This window comes from Streptomyces sp. NEAU-174, from assembly GCF_052665095.1.
In genome coordinates, this window is sequence record NZ_JBQTCE010000007.1 from 77,843 (window position 1) to 101,988 (window position 24,146).

At 72.3% G+C, this 24,146-nt stretch carries 21 protein-coding genes; 10 read left to right on the forward strand and 11 right to left on the reverse strand.

Annotation, left to right across the window (positions count from 1 at the left end):
• Window positions 1–7 precede the first annotated feature (7 nt).
• Window positions 8–1,987 carry an aconitate hydratase gene (locus ACT2CW_RS21010; protein WP_445517786.1) on the reverse strand — a complete coding sequence of 660 codons (1,980 nt, stop codon included), beginning with the start codon at window positions 1,985–1,987 and terminating at the stop codon, window positions 8–10.
• A gap of 128 nt (window positions 1,988–2,115) precedes the next feature.
• Between ACT2CW_RS21010 and ACT2CW_RS21015 the strand changes: the two genes are divergently transcribed.
• Complete coding sequence (locus ACT2CW_RS21015; protein ID WP_445517787.1) at window positions 2,116–3,444, forward strand: family 43 glycosylhydrolase; 1,329 nt, start codon at window positions 2,116–2,118, stop codon at window positions 3,442–3,444.
• 70 nt (window positions 3,445–3,514) lie between these two features.
• On the opposite strand, the gene ACT2CW_RS21020 is transcribed toward ACT2CW_RS21015, so the two are convergent.
• From ACT2CW_RS21020 to ACT2CW_RS21030, 3 genes are all read right to left on the reverse strand, one after another.
• Window positions 3,515–3,901, reverse strand: a complete 387-nt coding sequence (locus ACT2CW_RS21020) for an ATP-binding cassette domain-containing protein (RefSeq protein ID WP_445518117.1) — start codon at window positions 3,899–3,901, stop codon at window positions 3,515–3,517.
• Window positions 3,902–4,033: 132 nt separating this feature from the next.
• Complete coding sequence (gene ppk2 / locus ACT2CW_RS21025) at window positions 4,034–4,978, reverse strand: polyphosphate kinase 2 (RefSeq protein WP_164424179.1); 945 nt, start codon at window positions 4,976–4,978, stop codon at window positions 4,034–4,036.
• A 20-nt stretch (window positions 4,979–4,998) separates the two neighbouring features.
• On the reverse strand, window positions 4,999–5,232 hold the full coding sequence (locus tag ACT2CW_RS21030) for a hypothetical protein (RefSeq protein WP_445517788.1): 234 nt from the start codon (window positions 5,230–5,232) through the stop codon (window positions 4,999–5,001).
• A 233-nt stretch (window positions 5,233–5,465) separates the two neighbouring features.
• On the opposite strand from ACT2CW_RS21030, the gene ACT2CW_RS21035 reads away from it, so the two are divergent.
• Window positions 5,466–6,476: an alpha/beta fold hydrolase gene (locus tag ACT2CW_RS21035; RefSeq protein WP_445517789.1), complete on the forward strand. Its 1,011-nt coding sequence runs from the start codon at window positions 5,466–5,468 to the stop codon at window positions 6,474–6,476.
• A 176-nt stretch (window positions 6,477–6,652) separates the two neighbouring features.
• Here the strand turns inward: ACT2CW_RS21035 and ACT2CW_RS21040 are convergent, their stop codons facing one another.
• From ACT2CW_RS21040 to ACT2CW_RS21060, 5 genes are all read right to left on the reverse strand, one after another.
• A complete protein-coding gene (locus tag ACT2CW_RS21040) occupies window positions 6,653–7,258 on the reverse strand; it encodes a response regulator transcription factor (RefSeq protein ID WP_138912300.1) in 606 nt (201 codons plus the stop codon).
• The gene (locus ACT2CW_RS21045; RefSeq protein ID WP_445517790.1) at window positions 7,255–8,475 is read right to left on the reverse strand and encodes a sensor histidine kinase; all 1,221 of its coding nucleotides are present in this window, start codon (window positions 8,473–8,475) and stop codon (window positions 7,255–7,257) included. Before ACT2CW_RS21045 ends, ACT2CW_RS21040 begins: the two co-directional genes overlap by 4 nt.
• Before the next feature lie 46 nt (window positions 8,476–8,521).
• Window positions 8,522–9,337: an ABC transporter permease gene (locus ACT2CW_RS21050; RefSeq protein WP_445517791.1), complete on the reverse strand. Its 816-nt coding sequence runs from the start codon at window positions 9,335–9,337 to the stop codon at window positions 8,522–8,524.
• Complete coding sequence (locus ACT2CW_RS21055; protein WP_445517792.1) at window positions 9,334–10,260, reverse strand: ABC transporter ATP-binding protein; 927 nt, start codon at window positions 10,258–10,260, stop codon at window positions 9,334–9,336. Before ACT2CW_RS21055 ends, ACT2CW_RS21050 begins: the two co-directional genes overlap by 4 nt.
• A 114-nt stretch (window positions 10,261–10,374) precedes the next feature.
• Window positions 10,375–11,688, reverse strand: coding sequence for an aspartate aminotransferase family protein (locus tag ACT2CW_RS21060; RefSeq protein ID WP_445517793.1), 1,314 nt, complete (start codon window positions 11,686–11,688; stop codon window positions 10,375–10,377).
• Window positions 11,689–11,786: 98 nt separating this feature from the next.
• On the opposite strand from ACT2CW_RS21060, the gene ACT2CW_RS21065 reads away from it, so the two are divergent.
• Both ACT2CW_RS21065 and ACT2CW_RS21070 read left to right on the forward strand, forming a co-directional pair.
• Window positions 11,787–12,746 (forward strand): LysR family transcriptional regulator, encoded by a 960-nt coding sequence (locus ACT2CW_RS21065; RefSeq protein WP_445517794.1) that lies wholly within the window; start codon window positions 11,787–11,789, stop codon window positions 12,744–12,746.
• Between the two features lie 174 nt (window positions 12,747–12,920).
• On the forward strand, window positions 12,921–13,652 hold the full coding sequence (locus ACT2CW_RS21070; RefSeq protein WP_445517795.1) for a dienelactone hydrolase family protein: 732 nt from the start codon (window positions 12,921–12,923) through the stop codon (window positions 13,650–13,652).
• 29 nt (window positions 13,653–13,681) lie between these two features.
• Here the strand turns inward: ACT2CW_RS21070 and ACT2CW_RS21075 are convergent, their stop codons facing one another.
• Entirely contained in the window at window positions 13,682–15,037 is a 1,356-nt protein-coding gene (locus tag ACT2CW_RS21075; protein WP_445517796.1) for a glutamine synthetase family protein, read from the reverse strand.
• 236 nt (window positions 15,038–15,273) lie between these two features.
• On the opposite strand from ACT2CW_RS21075, the gene ACT2CW_RS21080 reads away from it, so the two are divergent.
• The 6 genes from ACT2CW_RS21080 to ACT2CW_RS21105 all read left to right on the forward strand — a co-directional run bounded on the left by ACT2CW_RS21080 (window position 15,274) and on the right by ACT2CW_RS21105 (window position 21,531).
• Entirely contained in the window at window positions 15,274–15,849 is a 576-nt protein-coding gene (locus ACT2CW_RS21080; RefSeq protein WP_020873377.1) for a MarR family winged helix-turn-helix transcriptional regulator, read from the forward strand.
• A gap of 86 nt (window positions 15,850–15,935) precedes the next feature.
• Window positions 15,936–17,447 (forward strand): aldehyde dehydrogenase, encoded by a 1,512-nt coding sequence (locus tag ACT2CW_RS21085; protein WP_445517797.1) that lies wholly within the window; start codon window positions 15,936–15,938, stop codon window positions 17,445–17,447.
• Window positions 17,440–18,369, forward strand: a complete 930-nt coding sequence (locus ACT2CW_RS21090) for a 3,4-dihydroxyphenylacetate 2,3-dioxygenase (RefSeq protein WP_445517798.1) — start codon at window positions 17,440–17,442, stop codon at window positions 18,367–18,369. The genes ACT2CW_RS21085 and ACT2CW_RS21090 overlap by 8 nt, the downstream gene beginning before the upstream one ends.
• Before the next feature lie 11 nt (window positions 18,370–18,380).
• Window positions 18,381–19,229, forward strand: a complete 849-nt coding sequence (locus ACT2CW_RS21095; protein WP_445517799.1) for a fumarylacetoacetate hydrolase family protein — start codon at window positions 18,381–18,383, stop codon at window positions 19,227–19,229.
• Window positions 19,230–19,315: 86 nt separating this feature from the next.
• The gene (locus ACT2CW_RS21100) at window positions 19,316–20,677 is read left to right on the forward strand and encodes a pyridoxal phosphate-dependent decarboxylase family protein (protein WP_445517800.1); all 1,362 of its coding nucleotides are present in this window, start codon (window positions 19,316–19,318) and stop codon (window positions 20,675–20,677) included.
• A gap of 47 nt (window positions 20,678–20,724) precedes the next feature.
• On the forward strand, window positions 20,725–21,531 hold the full coding sequence (locus tag ACT2CW_RS21105) for an acetoacetate decarboxylase family protein (protein ID WP_432046633.1): 807 nt from the start codon (window positions 20,725–20,727) through the stop codon (window positions 21,529–21,531).
• A gap of 208 nt (window positions 21,532–21,739) precedes the next feature.
• On the opposite strand, the gene ACT2CW_RS21110 is transcribed toward ACT2CW_RS21105, so the two are convergent.
• Entirely contained in the window at window positions 21,740–24,127 is a 2,388-nt protein-coding gene (locus ACT2CW_RS21110) for a glycoside hydrolase family 95 protein (protein ID WP_445518118.1), read from the reverse strand.
• Window positions 24,128–24,146 lie beyond the last annotated feature (19 nt).

Here is a 24,146-nt window from a genome sequence, read left to right on the forward strand (position 1 = left end):
ACTCACCTCAGGGTGCGAGAGCCGGGATGATACCGCCCGCGAGCACCGCTTCCCGCTGCCGGGGCGAGAGGCGGTGGCGGACGGTGTACTCCTCGTCCCGGGTCGCGTTGCGGACGCGGAGGGCCGGTTCGCCGCCCGGGGCGAGGGCCTCGTGCAGACCGGACACATGCAGCCGGTCGTCGGGGCCGATGCGGTCGTAGTCGGCGGGATCCTCGAATTCGAGCGGCAGCACACCGAAGTTGACCAGGTTCTGCCAGTGGATGCGGGCGTAGGACTTGGCGATGACGGCCCGCAGGCCGAGGTAGCGCGGGGCGATGGCGGCGTGTTCGCGGGACGAGCCCTGGCCGTAGTTCGCACCGGCGACGATGAGATGCCCGGTGTCCTCCCGGACCGCCTCGGCGCGCCGCGGATAGTCGGGGTCCAGCCGGACGAGGGTGAATTCCGCCAGCTTGGGGATGTTGGAGCGGTAGGGCAGGGCGGCCGCCCCGGCCGGGGAGATCTCGTCGGTCGAGACATCGTCACCGGCCTTGAGGAGCACCGGGCCGTGAATGCTGTCCGGCAGCGGATCCAGCTCCGGCAGTGCGGAGATGTTGGGGCCGCGTACCAGCCGGACGCTGGCCGCCTCCGCCGGTGGCAGCGGTGGTTCCAGCATGGCGTCGTTGTTCGCGGGCGGGTCGGGGGCGTCCGGCCTGGGCGGGGCCGCCACCGAGACGCGGTCGGCCCAGTCGCGCGGATCCACGATGGCGCCGGTCAGCGCGGAGGCCGTGGCGGTCTCCGGTGAGCACAGCCACACCGCGTCGTCCGCGGTACCGGAGCGACCGGGGAAGTTGCGCGGGAAGGTGCGCAGGGAGTTGCTTCCCGAGGCCGGGGCCTGCCCCATGCCGATGCAGCCCAGACAGCCCGACTGGTGGATGCGGGCGCCGGCGGCGATCAGGTCGAACGTCGCACCGCAGCGCGTCAGGTCCTGGAGGATCTCGCGGGATGTCGGGTTGATGTCGAGGCTCACCCCGGCCGGGACCTGGCGCCCGGCCACCATGGCGGCCGGGACGGCGAAGTCGCGGAATCCGGGGTTGGCGGAGGAGCCGATGACGGCCTGGGCGATGGGCTCCCCGGCGGCCTCCCTGACCGGTACGACGTTGCCCGGGGAGGTGGGCCGTGCGATGAGCGGCTCCAGTGACGACAGGTCGATCTCCTCGTCGAGGTCGTACGACGCGTCCTCCGCCGCGGTGATCTCGACGAAGTCATCGCCGCGCCCCACCCCGTCGAGGAAGCCGCGCACCGCCCCGTCCGAGGGGAAGACGGTGGTGGTGGCGCCGAGTTCCGCCCCCATGTTGGCGATGACGTGGCGGTCCATCGCGGTGAGGGAGGCCAGCCCGGGGCCGTGGTACTCCAGGACACGGTGGACGCCTCCCTGCACCCCGTGCCGCCGCAGCAGCTCCAGGATCACGTCCTTGGCGCTGACCCACGGGGGCAGCTCCCCGGTCAGCCGGATGCCCCAGACCTTCGGCATGGTGAGGTGGAGCGGCCGTCCGGCCATGGCGAGCGCCACTTCCAGGCCGCCGGTGCCGATCGCCAGCATGCCCAGGGAACCGGCGGCGCAGGTGTGCGAGTCGGAACCGGCCAGGGTTTTGCCGGGGGCGCCGAAGTGGTGCATATGGGTGGGGTGGGAGACGCCGTTGCCGGGTTTGGAGAACCACAGGCCGAAGCGGCGGGCGGCCGAGCGCAGGAAGAGGTGGTCCTCGGCGTTGCGCTCGTCGGCCTGGAGGATGTTGTGGTCGACGTACTGGACGCTGACCTCGGTGCGGACCCGGTCCAGGGCCAGCGCCTCCAGCTCCTGCATCACCAGCGTGCCGGTGGCGTCCTGCGTCAGCGTCTGGTCCACCCGCAGCGCGATCTCCTCCCCCGGCGCCATCCGGCCGGACAACAGATGATCATCAATGAGCCGCTGGGTCACGGTGCCGTGCGCACGGGCACGGGGCGGATTCATGTGCCACCGCCTTTCGGGGCGGAGCGTCCGGACCCTCCGGGCGCCCCCCATCGGGTACCCGATCCGCGCCGCGTCATCTTTTTTCCTGGCTCTTGACGAAAATCAGCGGGCGTCCGCATGCTGTGCCCATGCCAACCAGCTCCGAGAACAGGTCGCCCATCCACAGACGCACATTGTTGGCCGGAGTCGCGGGTTCCCTGGGCGTGGCGGCGGGACTGCCCGGCGCCGCCCAGGCATCACCCCGGGAGGCCGCCGCGCTGCGGCGCTACCCGTCGAACTGGCCCGAGCTCACCCCCTACGGTCTCGCGGACACCCGCCCGGACCTGTGGCCGCGCAAGGACAACTCCTTCGTCCTCCCGCTCGAACCGCGCCCCCGCGACCGGGAGCGCGGCATGGTCTGGATGCGGGACACCTACGTCAACTGCTTCGTCGTGGACGGCCGTCCGGTCTACGTGGCCACGGGCACCACCCGCGTGCCGGGGCTCACCGCCGCCGGCCCGTGGAACGACGGCGTCTTCGTATGGGTGGCCCCGTCCCTGCGGGGCCCCTGGAAGCTGGTCGACACGACCGGCATCCGGCCCGGCGCCGAGCGGGGCAAGGTGTGGTCGCCCGAGTTCACCGGCGAGAACCGGCCCGGACGCACCGTCGTCGCCCCGTGGCAGGAGTACTGGTACGACGAGTGGTTCGGCAAGCGCGGCGAGGTCTGGGCCCCGGAGCTGCACTACTTCCGCGGCACCTGGTACATCGTCGCGTGCATGGGCGACCACTCCCGGAAGGTCGGCTCGTTCCTGCTGGTGAGCGAGGGCGGCATCGAGGGCCCGTACCGGCTCGTCGAGGGCAATCACGACAAGCCCTTCGGCGACCCGTTCATCGGGGGGCCGGATTTCATCGAGCCCGGCGCGTACCACCACATCGACGGCAGCCTCTTCACCGAGGGCGACGACGCGTGGCTCGTGCTGCACAACAACCTGTACGCGAGATTCCGGGACGACATGGAGGACATCGTCCCGACGACCGGCCTCCCGGCGTTCCGGCAGCGGCCCTACTCCCCCGAGCCGTATCTCGAGGGTGCTTATGTGTTCAAGCACGGGGGCGCGTACTACCTCCTCCAGGCCGCGTGGAACCGGACGTCGGCCAATCCCGACGGCACCACCCGCTACGCCTACGACCCGCCTGGTCCAGGCCGGGTCCAGTACCACTACGACGCCGTCATCGCCGTCTCGGACCGCTTCGAGGGGCCGTACTCCAAGCGGTGGACCGCGGGTGTCGGCGCCGGCCACAACAACGTCTTCGCGGACCACGGCGGCCGCCTGTGGGCCACGTTCTTCCGCAATCCGAACTTCGGCTACTGGTCCGATCCGTCGCGCATCGCCGACGCCGCCGTGCCCGGTGTCGTACGGATGGAGTGGACCGGCCCGGAGGGCCGTCGGCTGTACGTCCAGCGCCGCCGGCGGTGACCGGCGGGCCCGTCGCCCGGGTGGAGGGGCGGGGCGACGGGCCGGGCGGTCGGGGGTGGCGGCCGAGCGGTCAGGGGGTGGCAGCCGGGCCGTCCAGTTCGACGATGATCCGGATGCTGTCCGGGCGGGACCAGCTGAAGCTGCACATCACCGCACGGCCGGAGGCCGCGTCCCGGCTCAGGTCTCCACCAGCCACACCGGCCGGTTGTGCGCGGTCTCCAGCCCCTCCGTGCAGCTCCGGCAGCATGTCGACCGGGATCCACTCCTGGGCCACGCGCGCCAGCAGCCGCATGACCTGGGCCGAGGACTCGGGGTCGAGGGAGGCCACCGGCTCGTCGGCCAGCAGCAGGCCGGGTTCCCGCATCAGGGCGCGGGCCACCACGACGCGCCGCTGCTGGCCGCCGGACAGGGTCAGGTGTGCACACCCCGCGCCGTCGGTTACGGCTGGCTGAACGATGCGGGAGACAACGGGCGGCTTGACCGGACAACCCGGGGCGGTCCGACGCGCCGCCGGACGCCGGGGCCGGGCCCGGGTGTGCGGGCCCGGCCCCGGCGTCCGGCGTCCGTGTGCTCGTCCTCGGTGTGCCCGTCAGCGCCTGTCGGCGTCGTCGGTTTCGCTCGTGGTGCCGTCGGCAGCGTCGTCGGTGTCGTCCTCGCCCTCCTCCAGCAGGCCCGCCGCCGCGCCCACGATGCGCGGGTCGGGGGTGCCGACGACCTCCTCGTCCTTGTCGGAGTAGTCGAAGCGGGCGAGCACGCTGCGCATGGCCTCCACCCGCGCCCGCTTCTTGTCGTTGCTCTTGACCACCGTCCAGGGCGCGTACTCCGTGTCCGTCTCATGGAACATCGCGACCTTCGCGGCGGTGTAGTCGTCCCAGCGGGCCAGCGAGGCGAGGTCCATCGGGCTGAGCTTCCACTGCCGTACCGGGTCCACCTGGCGGATCGTGAAGCGGGTGCGCTGTTCGCTCTGGGACACCGAGAACCAGAACTTCACCAGGTCCACGCCGTCGTCCACGAGCATCCGCTCGAAGAGCGGCGCCTGGCGCATGAAGCGCCGGTACTCGTCCTGCGAGCAGAAGCCCATGACCCGCTCGACACCGGCCCGGTTGTACCAGGACCGGTCGAAGAGCACGATCTCCCCCGCGGTCGGCAGATGCTCCACATACCGCTGGAAGTACCACTGGCCGCGTTCGCGCTCGGTCGGCTTCTCCAGCGCCACGACCCGCGCGCCACGCGGGTTGAGGTGCTCGGTGAAGCGCTTGATGGTGCCGCCCTTGCCGGCCGCGTCCCTACCCTCGAAGACGATGACGAGCCGGCGTCCGGTCTCCTTGATCCAGCTCTGGAGCTTCAGCAGTTCTATCTGCTGGAGCCGCTTGTGCCACTCGTACTCCTTGCGCTCCATGCGCTGCGCGTAGGGATAGTTCTCCCGCCAGGTGTCGACCGGGCTGCCGTCCGGCCGGATGAGCACGGGGTCGTCGTGGTCGCTGTAGTCGACCGTCAGGTCGGCCAGCTCGGACAGCAAGGGCGGCCTTGTCATGCGGACCTTCCTTTCCGTTCTCAGTGGAACTGCGGCACGATCAGGTAGATCCCGTAGGCCACCACCGCCGCGCACGCCACGAAGCACAGTCCGGCCTGGGTGAGGCCCAGGGTCGAGCCGGTGCCGTTCTCCTCACGGGCCGCCTCCACGCGGGCGACGCCCAGGACGTCGAGGGCGAAGACGGTGACCACGGCAATGGTGACGCCGATGCTCACCGCGGTGACCTGGCCGAGTGCGGTCCAGTCGAGATGCATCGTTTTAACTCTCCGAAAATCGAGGACTTATGCGGCCGTGCCGACGACCGCCGCACCGAGAAGGTGATGTGGTCCATTCCTGTAGGCAAACAAGCTCAGGCCAATGCTCGGCGAACTCGAGGCAAAGGCAGTACTTCACCCGGTCGGACCCCGCCGTGCGGCCACGCGCCGCGGGTCCGGTCAACGTTGAGGAGCGACAACTCCAGCGACATCCCAAGGAAAACGAGGACACCATGGCGGCGTCTCCGGCTCTCGGCCCCGGACGGACCCGGGCACGCGGACGGACCCGGGCACGCGTCGCGGCGGCCGGATGCGCCGTGGCGGTGTGCGCGGCGCTGGCGGCCCCGGCCACCGCGGAGGACGACGCGGCGGGCCGTAAACCCACGGTGGTCCTGATCCACGGCGCGTTCGCGGACGGCTCCAGCTGGAACGGTGTCATCCAACGGCTGGAGCGCCGCGGTTACCCCGTCATCGCCCCCGCCAACCCGCTGCGCGGCCTCACCACCGACTCCGCCTACATCGCCTCCGTCCTGCACAGCGTCAAGGGCCCGATCGTGCTGGTGGGCCACTCCTACGGCGGCGCGGTCATCAGCGTGGCCGCGGCGGGGAACTCCCGGGTGAAGTCGCTGGTGTACGTGTCCGCCCAGGCGCTCGACAAGGGGGAGAGCGGGCAGTCGCTGGCCGCCCGGTACCCCAGCGAGCTCGCCACCGCCATCAAGGCGGTCCCGTACCGGGCCGGTGGCGGGGTGCGGGGCACGGATCTGTACCTCAAGCGGGACAAGCTCCACCGGGTCTTCGCCGCCGACCTGCCCGCCGGTACGGCGAAGTTGCTGGCGGCGACCCAACGGCCCGCCAGTACGGCCGCGTTCTCGGAGAAGGCCAAGGTGGCGGCGTGGCGGCAGATCCCGTCGTGGTTCCTCGTCGCCCGGCAGGACAAGACCATCAACCCCCGGCAGGAGCGCTTCGAGGCCAAGCGCGCCCACGCGCACACCGTGGAGATCAACTCCTCCCACGTGGCCATGATCGCCCACCCCCAGGCGGTCACCGACCTCATCGTCAAGGCCGCCACGGCCAAAGGTTCGGCCCGGCCGTCGCCCGCGGCCAGCCCCTCCGACTCCCGCGCGCGAGCGGAGTCCCGGCCCGCCGACACGGCCGCCGCGTGGGTGACCGCGGGCGCGGCGGCGCTGCTCCTGGGCGGTGGCGCCCTCCTCATCGGCCGCCGCCGACGCCGGCGCCCGCGCTGACGGCCACGGGCAGACCCCCACCCGCCTAAGCGCTCCGCTGGAAGTGTCGCGATGCGTCGTCGGCCGACTGCGGCGCCATCGTGGCTGGTCGCGCCCGCGCGGCGGAGCCGCACATCGACACAGCCCCGCGCCCCTTCGGGGCGCAACCGAACCGCACCGGGCTTCAGCGAGGCCGCTTAGAGCCATCCGCGCTCGCGGGCGATCCGCGCCGCCACATGGCGGTTCTCCGCGCCGAGTTTGGCCGCGGCGGCGGACAGGTAGTTGCGCACCGTCCCGGGCGACAGCGCGGCGCGGGACGCGATCTCCGCCACCGGTGCCCCGTCCGCGGCCAGGGACAGCATTTCCGCCTCGCGGGGAGTGAGGGGCGACTCGCCCGCGGCGATCGCGTCCGCCGCCAGTTCGTGGTCCACGTAGCGGCCGTCCGTGTGCACCGTACGGATGATCTCGGCCAGCCGCCGCGCGGACACCGTCTTGGGCACGAAACCGCGCACACCCGCTGCCAGCGCCTGCTTCAGCGCCCCGGCCCCGGCGTGGCTGGTGACGATCATCGAGGCGCACTCCGGCAGCTCCTCGCGCAGCCGCGCCGCCACCGACACCCCGTCGCGGCCGGGCATCCGCATGTCCAGGACGGCCACGTCGGGGCGGTGTGCCCGGGCCATGGCCAGCGCCTCGTCGCCCGATCCGGCCTCCGCCACCACGGTGATGTCGTCCTCCAGCGCGAGGAGGGAGGCGAGCGCGCCCCGGATGAGGTGTTCGTCGTCCGCCAGCAGAACCCTGATCATTCCCCCGCCTCCCACGGAATCCTCGCGGTCAGGCGGAAGATCCCGTCCGGGCGCCGTTCGGTGGCGAGCGTGCCGTCCACCTCGGCCAGGCGCTCGCACAGCCCCGGCAGACCGCTGCCGGTGCCCGGTCGGGGGTCCGCGTCCGCCCCGTCGTTCTCCATCAGCAGTGCCACCGAGCCCGCGACCGTGGCGCGCACCGAGACCTCGCAGCGGGACGCGCCCTGCGCGTGGCGGAGCACATTCGTCGTTCCCTCGCGGACCACCCAGCCGAGCGCCACCTGCGTCCGCGCGGGCAGCCGCGCCGCCGGGCCGTTCTCGATCCGGCAGTCGATCCCGGCCGCTTCGAGTACGGACCGGGCCCCGGCCAGTTCGGCGTGCAGATCGGCGGTGCGGTAGCCGCGTACCACCGCGCGGATCTCCCGCTGTGACTCCTGCGCGATCCGCTGCACCTCTTCCATCTGGGCCACCGCCTCCTCCCGGCCCCGCCGGGCCAGCTCCGCCGCGAGCTCGCTCTTCAGCGCCACCACCGCGAGGTTGCGGCCCAGCACATCGTGCAGATCGCGGCCGAAGCGCAGCCGCTCCTCCGCCACGGCCAGCCGTGCCTGCGTGGCCCGTGCCCTGGCCAGCTCCTCGATCAGCCGCACGCTCCACCCGGAGACCCGTATCGCGGCGGCCATGAACGGAACCATGAGCAGGCTGGCGCCGATCGCGAGGGCCAGCGGCTCGCCCGACAGCCCGCTCGCCGCCGCCGCACCGAGCGCCACCGCCGGCACCGCCGCGACCAGCGCTGCCCCGGCGCGCCGCGGCAGCGCCAGCATCGGCGGGCCGGCGTAGTACATCAGCAGCCAGACCAGATACGCCGCCAGGTTCCCTCCGTGGATGTCTCCGGCGGCCAGCAGCGCACACCCCAGGGCGGCCATGGCCACGGTGACGGCGGCGTACAGCGCGACCAGCCAGACCGGGCGCGGTCCGGCGCCGAGGTAGTGGAGCAGGGCGGCGCGGGAGAGCAGCCCCTGGACGCCGACGTGCACCGTGCCCACCGCCGCCACCAGGGCCAAGCCGAGCGTGCCGGCCTCCGAGGTGGCGATCCAGAACACCCACAGCCCCGCCTCGGTGACGGCGAGGAAGGCGACGGTGGCGAGAGTGTAGCGGCGGTAGCGCTCGGGCCCGTCCGGGCCCCCGAACCGCTCCACCCAGTGCTCCACGCTCAAGCTCATCGTCCCGCCCATGCTCCTCATCCCATCACCTCGGGCTCCGCCGTCCTCAACCCCGCGGTCCCCAGCGGAACCACCGACGCACACCGAGCACCGCCAGGCCCGTCCAGGCCACTGCGAGGAGCGCCGTCCGGAGCTGGTCCACACCGCCGAGGTCGCCCGTCCAGCCGCCCCTCAGCAGGTCCATCACCGGCGAGAACGGCAGCCAGGCGGCGATGTCGGCCATCGTGTCCGGCATCACCTCACGCGGCGCGTAGACGCCGGAGGCGGCCATGGTCACCAGCAGGAAGGGCAGGAACGTCAGCTGTGCGCTCTCCGCGGTCCGGGTGAACGCCGCCGTCAGCGCTCCCGCGGCCACCAGCATCGCCACCCCGACGAGCAGGCCGAACACCGCCAGCTGCGGGGCGGCCGGCGCGTCCGCGTCCAGGAACGCGGTCATCCCGATCGCCAGCAGCACGGACTGGACGACCGCCAGCAGGAACGCCGGGAGGGCGTTGCCGACGAGGATCTCCCAGTCGCGCACCTCGCCGGTGCGCAGCCGCTTCAGTACGAGGGTCTCGCGGCGCAGCACATACACGCCGACGAGGTTCGTGTAGACGGAGAAGAACATCGCCATCGCCAGCGCGGCGGGCAGCATGACGGTGGCCACCGACAGGCCGGTGCCGCCCAGGTCCAGCTCCTTGACCACACCGCGCATCGCGAAGGCCATGACGCTCGGCAGGATCACCGCGGTGACCAGGGACGCCTTGCTGCGCACCAGCAGCGTCAGCTCGGCGCGGCCGAGGGCGGCCAGGCGGTCGATGGCGGTGACCCGGGTGGGCGCGGCCGCGTGCGTCGCTCCCGTACGGGCTGCTGACGTGGTCATCGTGCCCCCTCGCTCTCCAGGCCCTTCGCGATCTCCATGAACGCCTCCTCCAGCGTGGCCGACCGGGCGTCGAACCCGCGCAGTGCCACGTCCTTGTCCCGGGCCCACAGCAGCAGCGCCGTCGCCGTGCGCTGGAGGTCGGCGGTCTCCAGCCTGACCGTCCGCCCGGCGTTCTCCTGCCTGGTCACCCCCAGCGGTGCCAGCGGTGGCAGATCGCCGAGGAAGTAGTCCGGGGGCAGCTCGAAGCTCATCCGCGAGGGCCGCTCGGCCACCACGTCGGCCACCCGCCCCGAGGTGGCGATCCGCCCGGCGTGCATGATCGCCAGCCGGTCGGCCAGCTGCTCCGCCTCCTCCAGGTAGTGGGTGGTGAGCAGCACGGTCGTGCCCTGCTCCTTGAGCTCGCGGATCAGCTCCCAGGTCTCGTGGCGGGACTGCGCGTCCAGGCCGGTCGTCGGCTCGTCCAGGAAGAGCACCTCCGGCCGCCCCAGCAGGGCCAGGGCGAGATCGAGGCGGCGGCGCTCACCGCCGGAGAGCTGTTTGACCCGCACCGCCCGCCGCTGGGTCAGCCGGGTCAGCTCCAGGGCCTCGGCCACGGGGCGGGCGCCGCTGGTGCACCCCGCCCACATGCGCGCGGTCTCCGTGACGGTGAGCTCGGTCGGGAAGCCGCCCTCCTGGAGCATCACCCCGATCCGGGGGCGTACGGCGGCGCGGTCGCGGTACGGGTCGCCGCCCAGCACTCGAACCGTCCCGGAAGTGGGCGTGGCCTGCCCCTCCAGGACCTCGAGGGTGGAGGTCTTACCGGCGCCGTTGGTCCCCAGGAGCGCGAAGAGCTCACCACGGGCGACCGTGAGATCGACGCCGCGCACGGCCTCGAAGCCCTTGTAGTGCCGCCGCAGATCGGCAGTTTCGATGACGGTGTCCATGCCTTCCAGGTTTCCGGCACGGCGGGGCCGGGAGCAGTGCGGTGTGTCATGAGTCCGCATGACAGATGTCATGCGGACTCATGACACGGCGTCGGGTGGGCTCATGGCAGGGCGTCAGAGGCCGCGGACGGCGTCGGTGAGCGCCTGGTCGAGGATGGATACGCCGCGGGCGATCTCGTCGTCGCTCGCGGTCAGTGGCGGCGCGATCCGGAAGGTGCCGCCCATACCGGGCAGCTGGACGATGTTCATGTGCAGCCCGAGCTCGAAGCAGCGGCGGGTGACGGCCGCGCCGAGCCGGTCGGCGCCACCGGCGCCCAGCACCTGGTCACCGACCAGCTCCATGCCCAGCAGCAGCCCGCGGCCGCGGACGTCCCCGACGACGTCATGGCGGGTGGTGAGTTCGTCGAGCTGCCCGCGCAGTGCCGTGCCGAGGTCGCGGGCGCGCTTGTCGAGGTGGTCGCGGACCAGCACGTCGAGGACGGTGTTGCCGACGGCGGCCGGGAGCGGGTCGCTGGCATGGGTGGTGAAGAACAGGAACCCGCGGTCGTACGCCCGCTGCTCGATCTCCGGGCTGGTCAGCACGGCGGCCAGCGGCAGCCCCGCGCCGAGCGTCTTGGAGAGTGTGAGGATGTCCGGGACGACGCCCTCGTGTCCGAAGGCGTACCAGTCCCCGGTGCGGCACAGCCCGGTCTGGGCCTCGTCGAGGATCAGCAGCATGTCCCGCTCCCGGCACTTCTGGGCCAGGGCGGCGAGATAGCCCGGCGGGAGCTCGATGACGCCGCCGGAGCTGAGGATCGGCTCGACCAGGCAGGCGGCGAGGCTGCCGACCGACTGGGCGTCGATGAGGTCGAAGCCCAGGTCGAGCTGGCGGCGCCAGTCGAGCACGCCCTCGGCGTCGACGATGTCGGGGTGGAAGCGGTCCGGTACGGGCAGCGCGAAGTTGCCCGGCGCGGCGGGTCCGTAGCCCTTGCGCCCGGCGCTGTAGGTGGCGTTCGCGGCGGCCTGCGTCATGCCGTGCCAGGACCGGGCGAACGAGACGATCTCATGGCGGCCGGTGACGAGTTTCGCCATCCGCACCGCGGCCTCGTTCGCCTCCGCCCCGGTGGTCAGGAGCAGCGCCTTCTCGAGGGGGTCGGGCAGGGTCTCGGCGAGCCGCCGGGTGAGGTCGATGACCGGGCGGCTGAGCATTCCGCTGTGCAGATGATCGAGGTGGGCGACCTGCTCGCGCACCGTGGCGACGATCTCCGGATGGGAGTGGCCGAGAATCGCGCTCATCTGGCCGGAGGTGAAGTCGAGCAGCTCGCGGCCGCTCTCGGTGAACACCGAGGTGCCCGCGGCGCGGGTGATCACCTCGGGGGTGAACGCGGCTCGGCCGGAATAGCGGATGAGGTGGCGCTCCACGGCGCCACCGGCTGTCTCGGGATCCATACCAACGACGTTAGGGATGCGCCACTGCGCGCGTCCATCGCACAGATCCGACCGTTCTGTTCGGCAGAACCGGACAGCGCGCCCGTAGAATCGCGTCCATGCTCAACTCGGGTCGGCTACGGCTGCTCAGCCTGCTGGAAACCCTGGGCACCGTGCGCGCGGTCGCCGAGACGCTGCATCTGAGCGCGTCGACGGTGTCCCAGCAACTGGCGGTCCTGGAGACCGAAACCCGGTGCCGGCTGATCGAGCGGACCGGGCGGAAGGTGCGGCTGACCCCGGCCGGGCTGCTGCTGGCCCGCCGGGGCCGGGAGATCCTGGACCAGATGGCGGAGGCCGAGGCCGAGCTGCACGCCCTGAACGACGAGCCCATCGGCACCGTACGGCTCGGGGCGTTCCAGAGCGCGATCTACACCCTCGCGGTCCCGGCGGCGACCCGCCTGGCCACCACCCACCCACGGCTGCACCTGGAACTGCTCGAGCTGGAGCCTCACGAGGGTGGACCGGCCCTCCGCTCGGGCGAGGCGGACGTCATCGTCACCACCACCGACTACGTCGGCCTCTCGTGGGGCGCGGACCTCGAGATCATCCCGCTGGGAACCGACCCGATCGTGCTGGTGCTGCCGCGCGACCACCCGCTCACCAGCCGTACGACGGTGAACCTCGCGGCGTGCGCGGAGGAGACCTGGGCGTGTGACCGACCGCAGTCGTACATGGCGGATCTGACCGTACGGCTGTGCCGGGAGTCGGGGTTCGAACCCCGGGTGGCCTGCCGGTTCAGCAACTATCTGATGCTGCTGCGCCATGTCGAGTCGGGCCGGTCGATCACCCTGCTGCCCGCCCTCGCCATCACCCCGGAACACGACGTCGCCACCCGCGAGCTCAGCACACCGGTGCACCGCAACATCACCATCGCGGTGCGGCGCGGCACGACGCAGCGCGCCGCGGTGAACGCGGTCGTGGCGGCCCTGCGCGACCACCCCGAGATCCCGGCCCTGTCCGCCCCGGACCACCCGCCCGCCCCGGACCAGCGGAACCAGCACCCCGCCCGGGACCGCTGACGGCGGGGGGCGGGGCGCCGTGGCGCTACTGGCCTTCGTGGTACTTTCAGGGCCGCCGTGCGCTGCCGCGAACCGAGGAGGTGAGACCGATCAACGCTGTGACAGATCGGGCCTCCTTCTCCCGCATGGCCTAGGGAGTGCCCGTGGAAGGCATCCCGAAAGGCTTGCGACGCAATGCGCTTCATCTCTGAAACGTCGTCCGACGGTGTCCGCGAACAGCTCTTCACCCTCGGTGAGATTCCCGGCGTGCTCTGGACGCCGGAGGGCGCCACCAGTGCCCGTCCCCTGATTCTGCTGGGGCACGGCGGTGGTCAGCACAAGAAGGCCCCGGACATCCTGGCCCGTGCACACCGCTTCGTGGCCGAGTGCGGTTTCGCGGCGGTGGCGGTCGATGTGCCCGGACACGGCGACCGGCCACCGCACGAGGAGTACGGCCGGATCGCCACCGAGAACCAGGCGCGTGTGGAGGCCGGAGCGGAACTGGCCCCACTCATCGCCGAGTTCCAGGCGCTCGTGGCCCGCCAGACCGTCCCGGAATGGCGGGCGGTCCTGGACGCGGTGCGGCAACTCGACCACGTCGGCAACGGTCCGGTGGGCTACTGGGGGATCTCGCTGGGCTGCGGCCTCGGCGTTCCGTTCGTCGCCGCCGAACCCCGGGTCCGCGCGGCGGTGCTGGGCCTGGGCGGGGCCTCGGCCTCGGCCGAGGAAGCCGCCCGGATCACCGTCCCGGTGGAGTTCCTGGTGCAGTGGGACGATGAGCGGGTGCCGCGCGACCAGAGCCTGGCGCTGTTCGACGCCCTGGCCTCGGCCGAGAAGACGCTGAACGCCAGCCCCGGCGCACATGCGGAGATCCCGGCCTTCGAGCTGGACAGCACGCTGAGTTTCTTCGCCCGGCATCTCGCCTGAGACCTCCGGCGCCTTGGGGAGGGCCGGCCTCAGATGAGCCGGGCGTACTCGCGGAACTCCCAGTCGGTGACGTACCGCTGGAACCGGGCGAGCTCATCGCGCTTGAAGGTGAGGTAGGCGTCGACGAAGGGCTTGCCGAGCGCGTCGGTGAGCTCGTCGTCGCCCTCCAGGGCGTCGAGGGCCCGGCCGAGGTCGGTCGGCAGCAGGGTGGCGGTGCCCCTGTCGCGGCCCTCGCCGGTCATCGGCGCCGGGGGCTCCTCGGCGGCGGCGATGCCCAGCTGGGCCGCGGCGAGCAGACCGGCGATGGCGAGGTAGGGATTGGCGGTGGCGTCGCCGAGGCGTGCCTCCAGCCGGGTGGCGCCGCCGCGCTCGGGCGGGACGCGCACCAGGGCGTTGCGGTTGTCCAGGCCCCAGTTGACCAGCCAGGGGGCCGTGGTGTCCGGGCCGAAGCGCTTGTACGAGTTGACGGTGGGGTTGAGCAGCGCGGAGAGCGCGGGGGCGTGGGCGAGCACGCCCGCCAGGGCGTGGCGCGCCGGGGCGGACAGCCCGTACGGCTCCCGGGGCGCGTCGAAGACGTTGCGGCCGTCCGCGTCCACGAGGGACAGATGGACATGGAACCCCGAGCCGCCTCCGTCGTTGAACGGCTTGGCCATGAACGTGGCCAGCCTGCCCTCCCCATGGGCGAGTTCCTTGACCGCGGCCTTGAAGCGAAAGGCCCGGTCCGCGGCGTCCAGCGCCTCGGAGTGGCTGAGGTTGATCTCGAACTGACCGCTGTCGAACTCCCGGTTGCCGCCGCTGACGTCGAGCCCGAGCGCGTGCAGCGCCCGGAGGGTGCGCAGGAGGTGTCCGTCCGGGTCGCCCTTGCGGCCGGTCGTGTAGACATGGCCCGGGGCGGGGGCGTAGCGCCGCCAGCCGACGGGCGAGTCCGGGTCGGGGTCGAGCAGGACGTACTCCAGCTCCGGCCCCACGACCGCGGTCAGATCCGCGTCGAGCAGCCGGCCGATGATCTGACGCAGCAGGTCACGGGGCGATTCGGGCACGGGCAGCCCGGTGTCCGGGTCCCGGACGTCGCCGATGCACCAGGCCACGCCCGGTTCCCACGGCACGGCGACGAGCGTGGTCAGGTCGGGGCGGACGAGGAAGTCCGGCATACCGGCTTCGAGGCCGCCGGGGATGGAGGAGTGATCGCCCAGCGCCGCGGTGTGGTAGACGGCCCGGCTGAAGGCGAGCCCGTGGCCGACCGCATGGGGCAGATGGTGCAGCAGGATGTCCCGGCTCCGGTCGGAGCCCATCATGTCGGGATAGGCGACCCGTACGACGTCGATGCCCTCGGCCGCGAGCGCCTCGGTCCTCCGGTGGACCCGGTCGGCTGTCTCGGCGCTCAATGGTCACTCCCTGGAAGCGGGCCGGAGGGGTGTGCTCCGTTCCGGCCCCGTGCTCTGTTCCGGCCCCGGGGGTACCGGAATTATTTGATGCCAAACGAGGGAGGCCACACGATACGAGGCGGCCGGGCCGTCCACAAGGGCTGCCGTCGCCCGGCATCTGGCGCGCCCGGGGCTACATTTGAGCGCGAACGCATCACCCGGCGGCGCAGGCCGCCCGAAGCCGAGGAGGATCCACCGTGCCCGGGCGCCGCCGATCCATCGCCGAGACCGAACAGGCCGTCCAGGAACGACTCGGCGGTTTCGAGTTGCAGCGGGAACAGATGGCCGCCGTCGCGAACATCCACCGCGCCGCCGCGGCCGTCCGCCAGCACCTGGAGAACTCCGCGCTGCGCCCGCACGATCTGACCTGGACCGGCTTCGTGGTGCTGTGGGTGCTGTGGATCTGGGGCGAGGCGGAGACCTGGTCGGTCGCGGAAGAGGCGGGCATCTCCAAGGGGACGCTGACCGGGATCGCGCGCACCCTGGAGTCGCGCCACCTGGTGGCCCGCGCGTCCCACCCCGAGGACGGGCGGCGCGTGCTGCTCTCGCTCACCCCCGAGGGCGAGGAGCTCATGGAGCGCCTCTTCCCCGCGTTCAACGCCGAAGAGGCGTTCGTCGCCACGCCGCTGAGCGCCGAGGAGTGCCTGCGGCTGGCCAACGGACTGCGTGCCATCGTGGCGCAGTTGGAGGAGCACGGCGAGGAGCGCCGGCGGCAGCTGCTCGACGGAAGGGATCTCGCGCCGCGACGTTCGGGCCGCCGCTCGCGCCAGTGACCGCGCCCCGGGCACCGGGGCGACCTTGACCCGGCTCCGTGGCACGTTTAGCTTGTTTGGGGTCAAACAAAATGGAGGACCGGGACATGCCCCAACGGCCGGACACAGCTGCGAGCGAGGCTCTGATCGCCGGTGTCGCCGTCGACACCCGGCACTGGATCGACGGCCGGCGCGTGGCGTCCGCCGACACCTTCCCCGATCTCTCACCCATCGACGGCAGCACTCTCGCCCGGATCGCCCGCGGCGGCTCCGACGAGGCCGAGGCCGCCGTGGCCGCCGCCAAGGCCGCCTTCCCCGGCTGGGCCGCCACTCCCCCGGCCGAGCGCGCCCGCGTCCTGCACGCCATCGCCGACGGCGTGGAGGAGCGCCTGGAGGAGCTGGCGATCGTCGAGACCACCGACAACGGCGCGCTGCTGCGCTCGCACCGCCGGGGTGTCATACCGCGCGCCGCCCGCAACTTCCGCTTCTTCGCGGACTGGCTGCTCACCCTGGGCCACGAGGACTTCACGACGCACACCGGCGGTCCCACCGGCCCCGGCCACAGCAATCACATCAGCTGGGACCCGGCGGGTCCCTGTGTGCTGATCACGCCGTGGAACGCCCCGCTGATGCTGGCCACCTGGAAGGTCGCCCCGGCCCTGGCCGCCGGGAACACGGTCGTGCTCAAGCCCGCGGAGTGGTCCCCGCTGACCGCCTCGCTGCTCGCGGACATCGCCGCCGAGGCGGGGCTGCCGCCCGGTGTCCTCAACGTGGTCCAGGGCCATGGCTCCGAGATCGGCGACGACCTCACCTCCCACCCGGACGTCCGCCGGATCAGTTTCACCGGCTCGGTCCCGACCGCCCGGCGCATCGCCGCCTCGGCCGCCCGGAACCTCACCCCGCTCAGCCTCGAACTCGGCGGCAAGTCACCGCTGTTGGTCTTCGCGGACGCGGATCTGGAGCTGGCCGCCGACCTGGCCGTGGAGCAGTTCGACAACGCCGGGCAGGTGTGTCTGGCCGCCACCCGCCTCCTCGTCGAAGAGGCGGTCGCGGACGAGTTCACCGACCGCCTCCTGCGCAAGGCCGCCCGGCTGACACAGGGCGATCCGCGCGAGGAGGCCACCGACATCGGGCCCACCATCCACCCCCGCCAGCTCGAGAAGGTCGACGGCTTCGTACGGCGGGCGATCGCGGCCGGGGCCCGCGTGGTCTTCGGCGGCGGCTCCCACACCCGGCTCGGCGGTCTGTACTACCGGCCCACCCTCCTCACCGACGTCGCCCAGGACTCGGAGATCGTGCAGGAGGAGGTCTTCGGCCCGGTGCTGACGCTACAGACCTTCGCGGACGAGGCGGAGGCGATCCACCTCGCCAACGACACCCGCTACGGGCTGGCCGCCACCGTGGCCACCGGCGACCACCGGCGCGCCGACCGCGTCACCGCCCAACTGGTGGCGGGCACGGTCTGGGTCAACTGCTTCTTCGTACGCGATCTGCGGGCACCCTTCGGCGGCTCCCGGCTCTCCGGCGTCGGCCGCGAGGGCGGCACCTGGAGCTTCGAATTCTACTGCGATCTGAAGAACCGCGTGACCGCCGGAGAGGGATTCAGCGACCATGGGTGAGATCGTCGGGGCGGGTCTGCTCGCCCACGTCCCCACCATCGTGCTCCCCGCGGAAACCCGGCGCGAGCTCAACGAGGGCAAGGAGATCACCCTGGTCACCGGCCTCCGGCAGCTCCGCGAGGACGTCTTCGGACGCGATGACTACGACACCGTGGTGGTCCTGGACTCCCACTGGGCCACCACGGTCGAGTTCGTCGTGACGGCCCACTCGCGGCGCGCGGGGCTGTTCACCTCCGACGAGCTGCCGCGGGGCATGTGCCGGATGCCGTACGACTTCCCGGGCGACCCCGAACTCGCCCACGCCGTCGCCCGGTTCGCCGAGCCACACGGCACCTTCATCACCCCGATCGACGACCCCTTCCTGCCGATCCACTACGCCACCGTCAACCTCTGGAAGTTCCTGGGCGAGGGGCTGCCCGGCAAGCGGTGGATGTCGATCGGGGTGTGCCAGACCGGCGACATGGAGGACCACTTCCGGCTGGGCCGGGCGCTGGCCGACGGCATCGCCGCAACCCCCGGCCGCCGTGTGCTCCTGATCGCCTCCGGCGCCCTCTCGCACACCTTCTGGCCCCTGCGCGAGATCCGGGACCACGAGGCCGGCGACCCGCGCCATGTCTTCACCCCCCAGGCGAGGGCGGCCGACGAGGAGCGCATCGCCTGGCTCAAGGAGGGCCGCCACGCCAAGGTCCTCGACACCATGGACGAATTCTGGACGTACCAGCCCGAGGCGAGGTTCTTCCACTATCTGATGATGGCCGGCGCCCTGGGCGAGCGGGGGTGCGTGGCCCCGGCCCGCCAGTACGGCGCGTACGAGAACTCCGTCGGCACAGGCCAGGCCCACCTCTGGTTCGACCGCCCGGCCGACGGCTGGACCGGCACCGGCCCGGCCACGTCCGCCACCACCCCGTCCAGCCCCGCCTGAGGAGAGCCGACATGCCCGAGTACCGCCGCATCCTCCTCGACGGCGCGGTCGTGGAGACCGTCCGCGAGGGCGATGAACTCCGCACCGGCGACGGCCGCCGCGTCGCGATCCACGAGGCACACCACCTGCCTCCCGTGGTCCCCTCCAAGGTGATCGCGGTCCACCTCAACCACCGCAGCCGCGTCGCCGAGTTCCAGGTCCGGCTCCCCGCCGCCCCCACCTACTTCCACAAGCCGACCTCGGCCCTCAACTCCCACCGGGGCGCCGTCGTCCGCCCCGAGGGCTGCAAGTGGCTCAACTACGAGGGCGAGGTGGCCATCGTCATCGGGAAGACCACGCGGAACATCGCGCCCCAGCAGGCGGCGGAACACATCGCCGGGTACACCATCGCCAACGACTACGGGCTGCATGACTTCCGGGACACCGATGCCGGTTCGATGCTCCGGGTGAAGGGGTCCGACACCCTGTGCCCGCTGGGGCCGGGGCTGGTCACCGACTGGGACTTCCGCGGCAAGTACCTGCGCACCTACGTCAACGGCCGCCTGGCGCAGGACGGGTCCACCGACGAGATGGAGTGGGACATGCACTATCTCGTCGCCGACATCGCCCGCACCATCACCCTCCACCCCGGTGACGTCCTGCTCTCCGGCACCCCGGCCAACTCCCGCCCCGTACACCCCGGCGATGTGGTCGAGGTGGAGGTGGAGGGCCTGGGGCGGCTCACCAACCACATCGTCACCGGCCCGATCCCGATCCGCGGCGATGTCGGAGCGCAGCCCACCGAGTCGGAGGAGGTCCTGTCCACCGCCCTCGGCGGAGACTGGGAGTTCCGCGGCATCCGCCCGCCCGAGCGGCCCTGAGCACACCAGTTGCCCTGAGCGCACGAGCGGCCCTGAACAGAACCTCCGGCCCGACCGCCCGACCGCCCGACCAAGGAGTGGACCACATGGATCTGAATGCCTGGCTCGCCACGGCCGTGGCGTCGAACGCCGACTGGGCGAAGGGCTTCGGCCCCTTCCAGGCCCATCCGGCGCTGGCGGTCGACGACGACCGGTTCGCCGCCGCGTTCGAGGTCTTCACCGAGCGGCTCAAGGACAACTACCCCTTCTTCCACCCCCGTTACGCGGGTCAGATGCTCAAGCCACCGCATCCTGCGGCCGTCGTGGGCTACCTCACGGCGATGCTGATCAATCCCAACAACCACGCCCTGGACGGCGGCCCGGCCACCGCCGAGATGGAACGGGAGGCCGTCCAGCAGCTCGCCACGATGTTCGGCTACGACACCCACCTCGGCCACCTGACCACCAGCGGCACCATCGCCAACCTCGAGGCGCTCTTCGTGGCCCGCGAACTGCACCCCGGCAAGGGCGTCGCCTACAGCACCGAGGCCCACTACACCCACGGCCGGATGTGCGGTGTCCTCGGGGTGGAGGGCCATCCGGTCCCGGTGGACGACCTCGGCCGGATCGATCTCGACGCGCTGGAGCGGGTCCTGCGGACCGGGCGCGTCGGCACCGTCGTGCTCACCGCGGGCACCACCGGGCTCGGCGCCGTCGAGCCGATCCACGAGGCGCTGGCGCTGCGCGAGCGCTACGGCGTGCGCATCCACGTCGACGCCGCCTACGGCGGCTTCTTCACCCTGCTGGCCGGGGCGCCGGGCCCGGAGGGCCTGCCCGAGGAGCCGTGGCGGGCCATCGCCGAGGCGGATTCCATCGTCGTGGACCCGCACAAGCACGGCCTCCAGCCGTACGGCTGCGGCGCCGTGCTGTTCCGCGACCCCTCGGTGGGCCGGTTCTATCTGCACGACTCGCCGTACACGTACTTCACCTCAGAGGAGCTGCACCTCGGCGAGATCAGCCTGGAGTGTTCCCGCGCGGGCGCGGCGGCCGCCGCGCTGTGGCTCACCTTCCAGCTGATACCGCCCACGCGGGAGGGGCTGGGGCAGTCGCTCGAGGCGGGCCGGCGGGCGGCGCTGCGCTGGGCCGAACTGATCGAGAGTTCGGCGCACCTGGAGCTGTACCAGGCCCCGGAGCTGGACATCGTCAGCTACTTCCCGGTGACCGAGGCCGCCACGCTGTCGCAGATCGACGCGGCCAGCAGCCGCGTCCTCCAGGAGGGGATGACGGACGGCGATCCCGTCTTCGTGAGCACGCTCCGCGTCGGCGCCGATCGGCTCACGGCCCTGCATCCGAAGCTCGTCCGGGACGCCGACGGGGCCCGCGTCCTGCGGAGTGTGCTGATGAAGCCGGAGTCCGAGGGCTATGTCGACCAGCTCCACGAGCGTCTGGAGCGGCTCGCGCGCACGTGATGCCCCCATTGAACCCCTCAGCCCATCCGCGTCAGGAGCGTGACGGCATGACCAGCGTCCGAGGCTACTTCCCGCCCATGACCGCCACCGGCGCCGCGTCCCTCATCCCCGCCCCGCCGTGGCACTACTCCGGCGATCTGCTCACCATCGAGTACCGCACCGACCCCGCGCGGGTGCGTGAACTCCTGCCGGATCCGCTGGAGCCCGCCGAGGAGGACCCGGGGGCGGTCGCGCTGATCTGGGCCGACTGGCAGTCCTGCGCGGCCGGTGGACGGGAGCTGCTGGATCCGGTGCTCTCCCAGTACAAGGAGACCTTCGCGGTCGTCCGCTGTACGTACCGGGGCCGGACGTACTCCCGCTGCGTCTACATCTGGGTCGACAAGGACTTCGCGATCGCCCGTGGCCTGCACCAGGGCTATCCGAAGAAGCTCGGCTCCATCCACCAGACCCGCCCCCATCCGTACGGGCCCGCCCCGCGCGTCGAGCCCGGCGCCCGGTTCGGCGCGACCCTCGCCGCGGCCGACCGGCGCCTCGCCCAGGCCGTGGTGACCCTGCGCGAGCCCTCCGGGACCGGTGGCTTCGTCAACGGCCACCCGATGGCCCACCACCGCCGGCTGCCGTCGATCGAGAACGGCAAGGGCCTCGCCCTCGACGAGCTGATCGAGTCCGGCGCCGCCTCCTTCGAGGGCGGGCAGCCGTGGGTCGGCGACGCCGAGCTGGAGCTGTTCGACTCCCCCACCGAGGAGCTGGCCCGGCTGGAGGTCCGCGAGCCGATCGCCGCGTACTACCGCCAGGTCGGTGTGGTCTGGAACGGCGGCCGGCTGCTGGAGTCCGGCGCCCCGGGGGCCCGGTAGCGGCACCGGGCGGAACGGGGCCGACGGCGGCCACCGCCCGTGGCCCGCGCCCCGGTCTGCGACGATCTCCGCGTGGACTACCCGAACGACCAGGCCCGAGCGGTTCGAGGTCGCGCCGCCGAGACCGGTTGCGATGCTCACCCAGGACGCCATCCTGGACGCGCTCGGCCGGCGCGGTCCGGTGCCGCTCACTGCTGCGGGGAGGCGGTCAGGCGGGACGGACCACATAGGCGGCGCCCGCGTCCGCGGTGAAGGCCGTGACCCCCGGCTCCGGCCGGGTGGTGGCGACGGGTGCGTCCCCGGAGGTCACCCGCACCGCCTTCGCCGTGCGCAGCCGCGTCGGGCCTCCGGCCCCGGCCCTCAGCCGCGCCTCGCTCAGCGCGCCGCCCCGCCAGCTGACGTCCACGTCGAAACCGCCCCGCGCCAGCAGGCCCCGCACACTCCCGTCCGGCAGGTTCGGCGGGAGGGCGGGCAGCAGGTGCAGTTCGTCGTGCTGGCTCTGCAACAACCATTCGGTCACTCCGGCGCAGGCGCCGAAGTTGCCGTCGATCTGGAACGGCGGATGCAGATCGAAGAGGTTGGGGGCGGTGCGCTCGGGGGTGAGCAGATCGGCGAGCAGCTTGTAGGAGCGGTCCCCCTCCTGGAGCCGCGCCCAGAAGTTGATCTTCCAGGCGAGCGACCACCCGGTCCCCGCGTCACCGCGCTGTACGAGGGTGGTGCGGGCGGCGGCGAACAGCTCCGGGGTGCGCGTCCGGCTGATCTGGTTGCTCGGATGCAGCCCGTACAGATGGGAGACATGGCGGTGCTGCTGCTCGGGGGCGCCCGCGTCCCAGTCCTGCTGCCACTCCTGGAGCTGGCCCCGCGCGCCAACCTTCATCGGGGCGAGCCGTCCGCGCGCGGCGAGCACCTGGTCCCGGAAGGCGGCGTCGGTGCCGAGGAGGTCGGCGGCCGAGGCCACCGCGCCGAACAGGTCGCGCAGCAGCTGCATGTCCATCGTCGGCCCGGCGCACAGCGAGCCGCCGCCCCCGCCGTGGTGGGCGTTCTCCGGGGAGACGGAGGGGCAGGTGACCAGCGCGCCCGTGGTCGGGTCGGTCACCAGCGCGTCGAGGAAGAACTGGGCGGCGCCCTTGAGGACGGGGTAGCGCGCCCGCAGCTTCGCCGTGTCGCGGGTGTAGCGATAGTGCTCCCAGATGGCCATGGACAGCCAGGCGCCGCCCATCGGCCACATGCCCCAGAACGCGCCGTCCACGGGCGCCGTGCCGCGCCAGGCGTCGGTGTTGTGGTGGGTGACCCAGCCGTTCGCGCCGTACTGGGTGCGCGCCGTCGACTGCCCGGCCACGGCGAGCTCGTCGAGCAGCGCGAAGACCGGCTCCCAGCACTCCAGGAGGTTGGCGGGGGCAGCCGGCCAGTAGTTCATCTCCGTATTGATGTTGATGGTGTACTTCGAGCCCCAGGGCGGGCTCGTCAGGTCGTTCCAGATGCCCTGGAGATTGGCCGGCTGGGTGCCGGGGCGGGACGCGGCGATGAGCAGATAGCGGCCGTACTGGAAGTGCAGCTCGATCAGTTGCGGGTCGCCGCCGGAGGCGAAGCGGGCGACGCGCTCGTCGGTGGGCAGGGCCGCCGCGTCGCTGGTGCCCACGTCCAGCGAGGTACGGCGGAACAGCGCGCGGTGGTCCTCGACATGGCGGCCGCGCAGCTGTCCGTACGGGCGGTTCGCCGCCGGGTTGAGGTCCGCCGCCGCCCGGCCCACCGCGTCGCCATGGGCGTTCTCCCAGTTCACATAGGTGGTGCCGATGGCCACCAGAACGGTGGCCGCGTCGGCGCCCCGGACGGTGACGGTCCCGCCCGCGCTGGTGGTGGTGCCGCCCTCGGCGAGCACCCGCACCAGCGCGCGGAACCCCACCGCGCCGTCCACGCCGCCCGTGGCGTCGCCGGTCCCGTCGAGCGCGGCGGTGAGCGGGTCGGGCGAGGACAGGGAGGTGTGCAGCGGGCTGTCGAACGTGGCGCCGAAGGACAGGGCGCCCTTCTTCGACGCGGACAGCCGGACGACGATGACGCGGTCGGGAGCGCTGGCGAACGCCTCGCGGGTGTAGGTCACACCGTCGCGGGTGTACGTGGTGGTGGCGATCGCCGAGTCCAGGTCCAGCTCCCGCCGGTAGCCGGACACCGTGCCGCCCGTCGGCAGCGTCAGGAGCAGATTGCCGACGGTCTGGTACTGGGCCTGGCCGCCGGGCACACCGAGGAAGTCGGAGTTGATCAGCGTCTCGGCCTCGGGCCACTTGCCGTCGAAGACGAGCTGCCGGATGCGGGGCAGGGCGGCAAGTCCCTTGTGGTTGTCGTAATTCCGCGGCCCGCCCGCCCAGACGGTGTCCGCGTTGAGCTGGAGCCGCTCGGTCTCGGTGCCCCCGAACACCATCGCGCCGAGCCGTCCGTTGCCCAGCGGCAGTGCGCTCAGCCAGTCGGCGGCGGGCGCGCGGTACCACAGCGCGAGCGGCCGGTCCGCCGCCTGGTGGCCGCCGTGCCGAGCGGCGTGGGCGGACCCGGCGGCCAGGCCAGTGGCGGCGAGGCCCGTGGTGGTCGTGGCGGCGAGGGCCATGAACCGCCGGCGCGGGACG

Bases quoted from the DNA above. Each gene is read 5' to 3' on its own strand.
- ACT2CW_RS21050 (WP_445517791.1), bottom strand. From the start codon at position 9,337: ATGACCACGTCAGCAGCCCGTACGGGAGCGACGCACGCGGCCGCGCCC.
- ppk2 (WP_164424179.1), bottom strand. From the start codon at position 4,978: ATGACAAGGCCGCCCTTGCTGTCCGAGCTGGCCGACCTGACGGTCGAC.
- ACT2CW_RS21110 (WP_445518118.1), bottom strand. From the start codon at position 24,127: ATGGCCCTCGCCGCCACGACCACCACGGGCCTCGCCGCCACTGGCCTG.
- ACT2CW_RS21035 (WP_445517789.1), top strand. From the start codon at position 5,466: ATGGCGGCGTCTCCGGCTCTCGGCCCCGGACGGACCCGGGCACGCGGA.
- ACT2CW_RS21055 (WP_445517792.1), bottom strand. From the start codon at position 10,260: ATGGACACCGTCATCGAAACTGCCGATCTGCGGCGGCACTACAAGGGC.
- ACT2CW_RS21100 (WP_445517800.1), top strand. From the start codon at position 19,316: ATGGATCTGAATGCCTGGCTCGCCACGGCCGTGGCGTCGAACGCCGAC.
- ACT2CW_RS21030 (WP_445517788.1), bottom strand. From the start codon at position 5,232: ATGCATCTCGACTGGACCGCACTCGGCCAGGTCACCGCGGTGAGCATC.
- ACT2CW_RS21090 (WP_445517798.1), top strand. From the start codon at position 17,440: ATGGGTGAGATCGTCGGGGCGGGTCTGCTCGCCCACGTCCCCACCATC.
- ACT2CW_RS21095 (WP_445517799.1), top strand. From the start codon at position 18,381: ATGCCCGAGTACCGCCGCATCCTCCTCGACGGCGCGGTCGTGGAGACC.
- ACT2CW_RS21045 (WP_445517790.1), bottom strand. From the start codon at position 8,475: ATGAGCTTGAGCGTGGAGCACTGGGTGGAGCGGTTCGGGGGCCCGGAC.
- ACT2CW_RS21060 (WP_445517793.1), bottom strand. From the start codon at position 11,688: ATGGATCCCGAGACAGCCGGTGGCGCCGTGGAGCGCCACCTCATCCGC.
- ACT2CW_RS21015 (WP_445517787.1), top strand. From the start codon at position 2,116: ATGCCAACCAGCTCCGAGAACAGGTCGCCCATCCACAGACGCACATTG.
- ACT2CW_RS21065 (WP_445517794.1), top strand. From the start codon at position 11,787: ATGCTCAACTCGGGTCGGCTACGGCTGCTCAGCCTGCTGGAAACCCTG.
- ACT2CW_RS21105 (WP_432046633.1), top strand. From the start codon at position 20,725: ATGACCAGCGTCCGAGGCTACTTCCCGCCCATGACCGCCACCGGCGCC.
- ACT2CW_RS21010 (WP_445517786.1), bottom strand. From the start codon at position 1,987: ATGAATCCGCCCCGTGCCCGTGCGCACGGCACCGTGACCCAGCGGCTC.
- ACT2CW_RS21040 (WP_138912300.1), bottom strand. From the start codon at position 7,258: ATGATCAGGGTTCTGCTGGCGGACGACGAACACCTCATCCGGGGCGCG.
- ACT2CW_RS21070 (WP_445517795.1), top strand. From the start codon at position 12,921: ATGCGCTTCATCTCTGAAACGTCGTCCGACGGTGTCCGCGAACAGCTC.
- ACT2CW_RS21085 (WP_445517797.1), top strand. From the start codon at position 15,936: ATGCCCCAACGGCCGGACACAGCTGCGAGCGAGGCTCTGATCGCCGGT.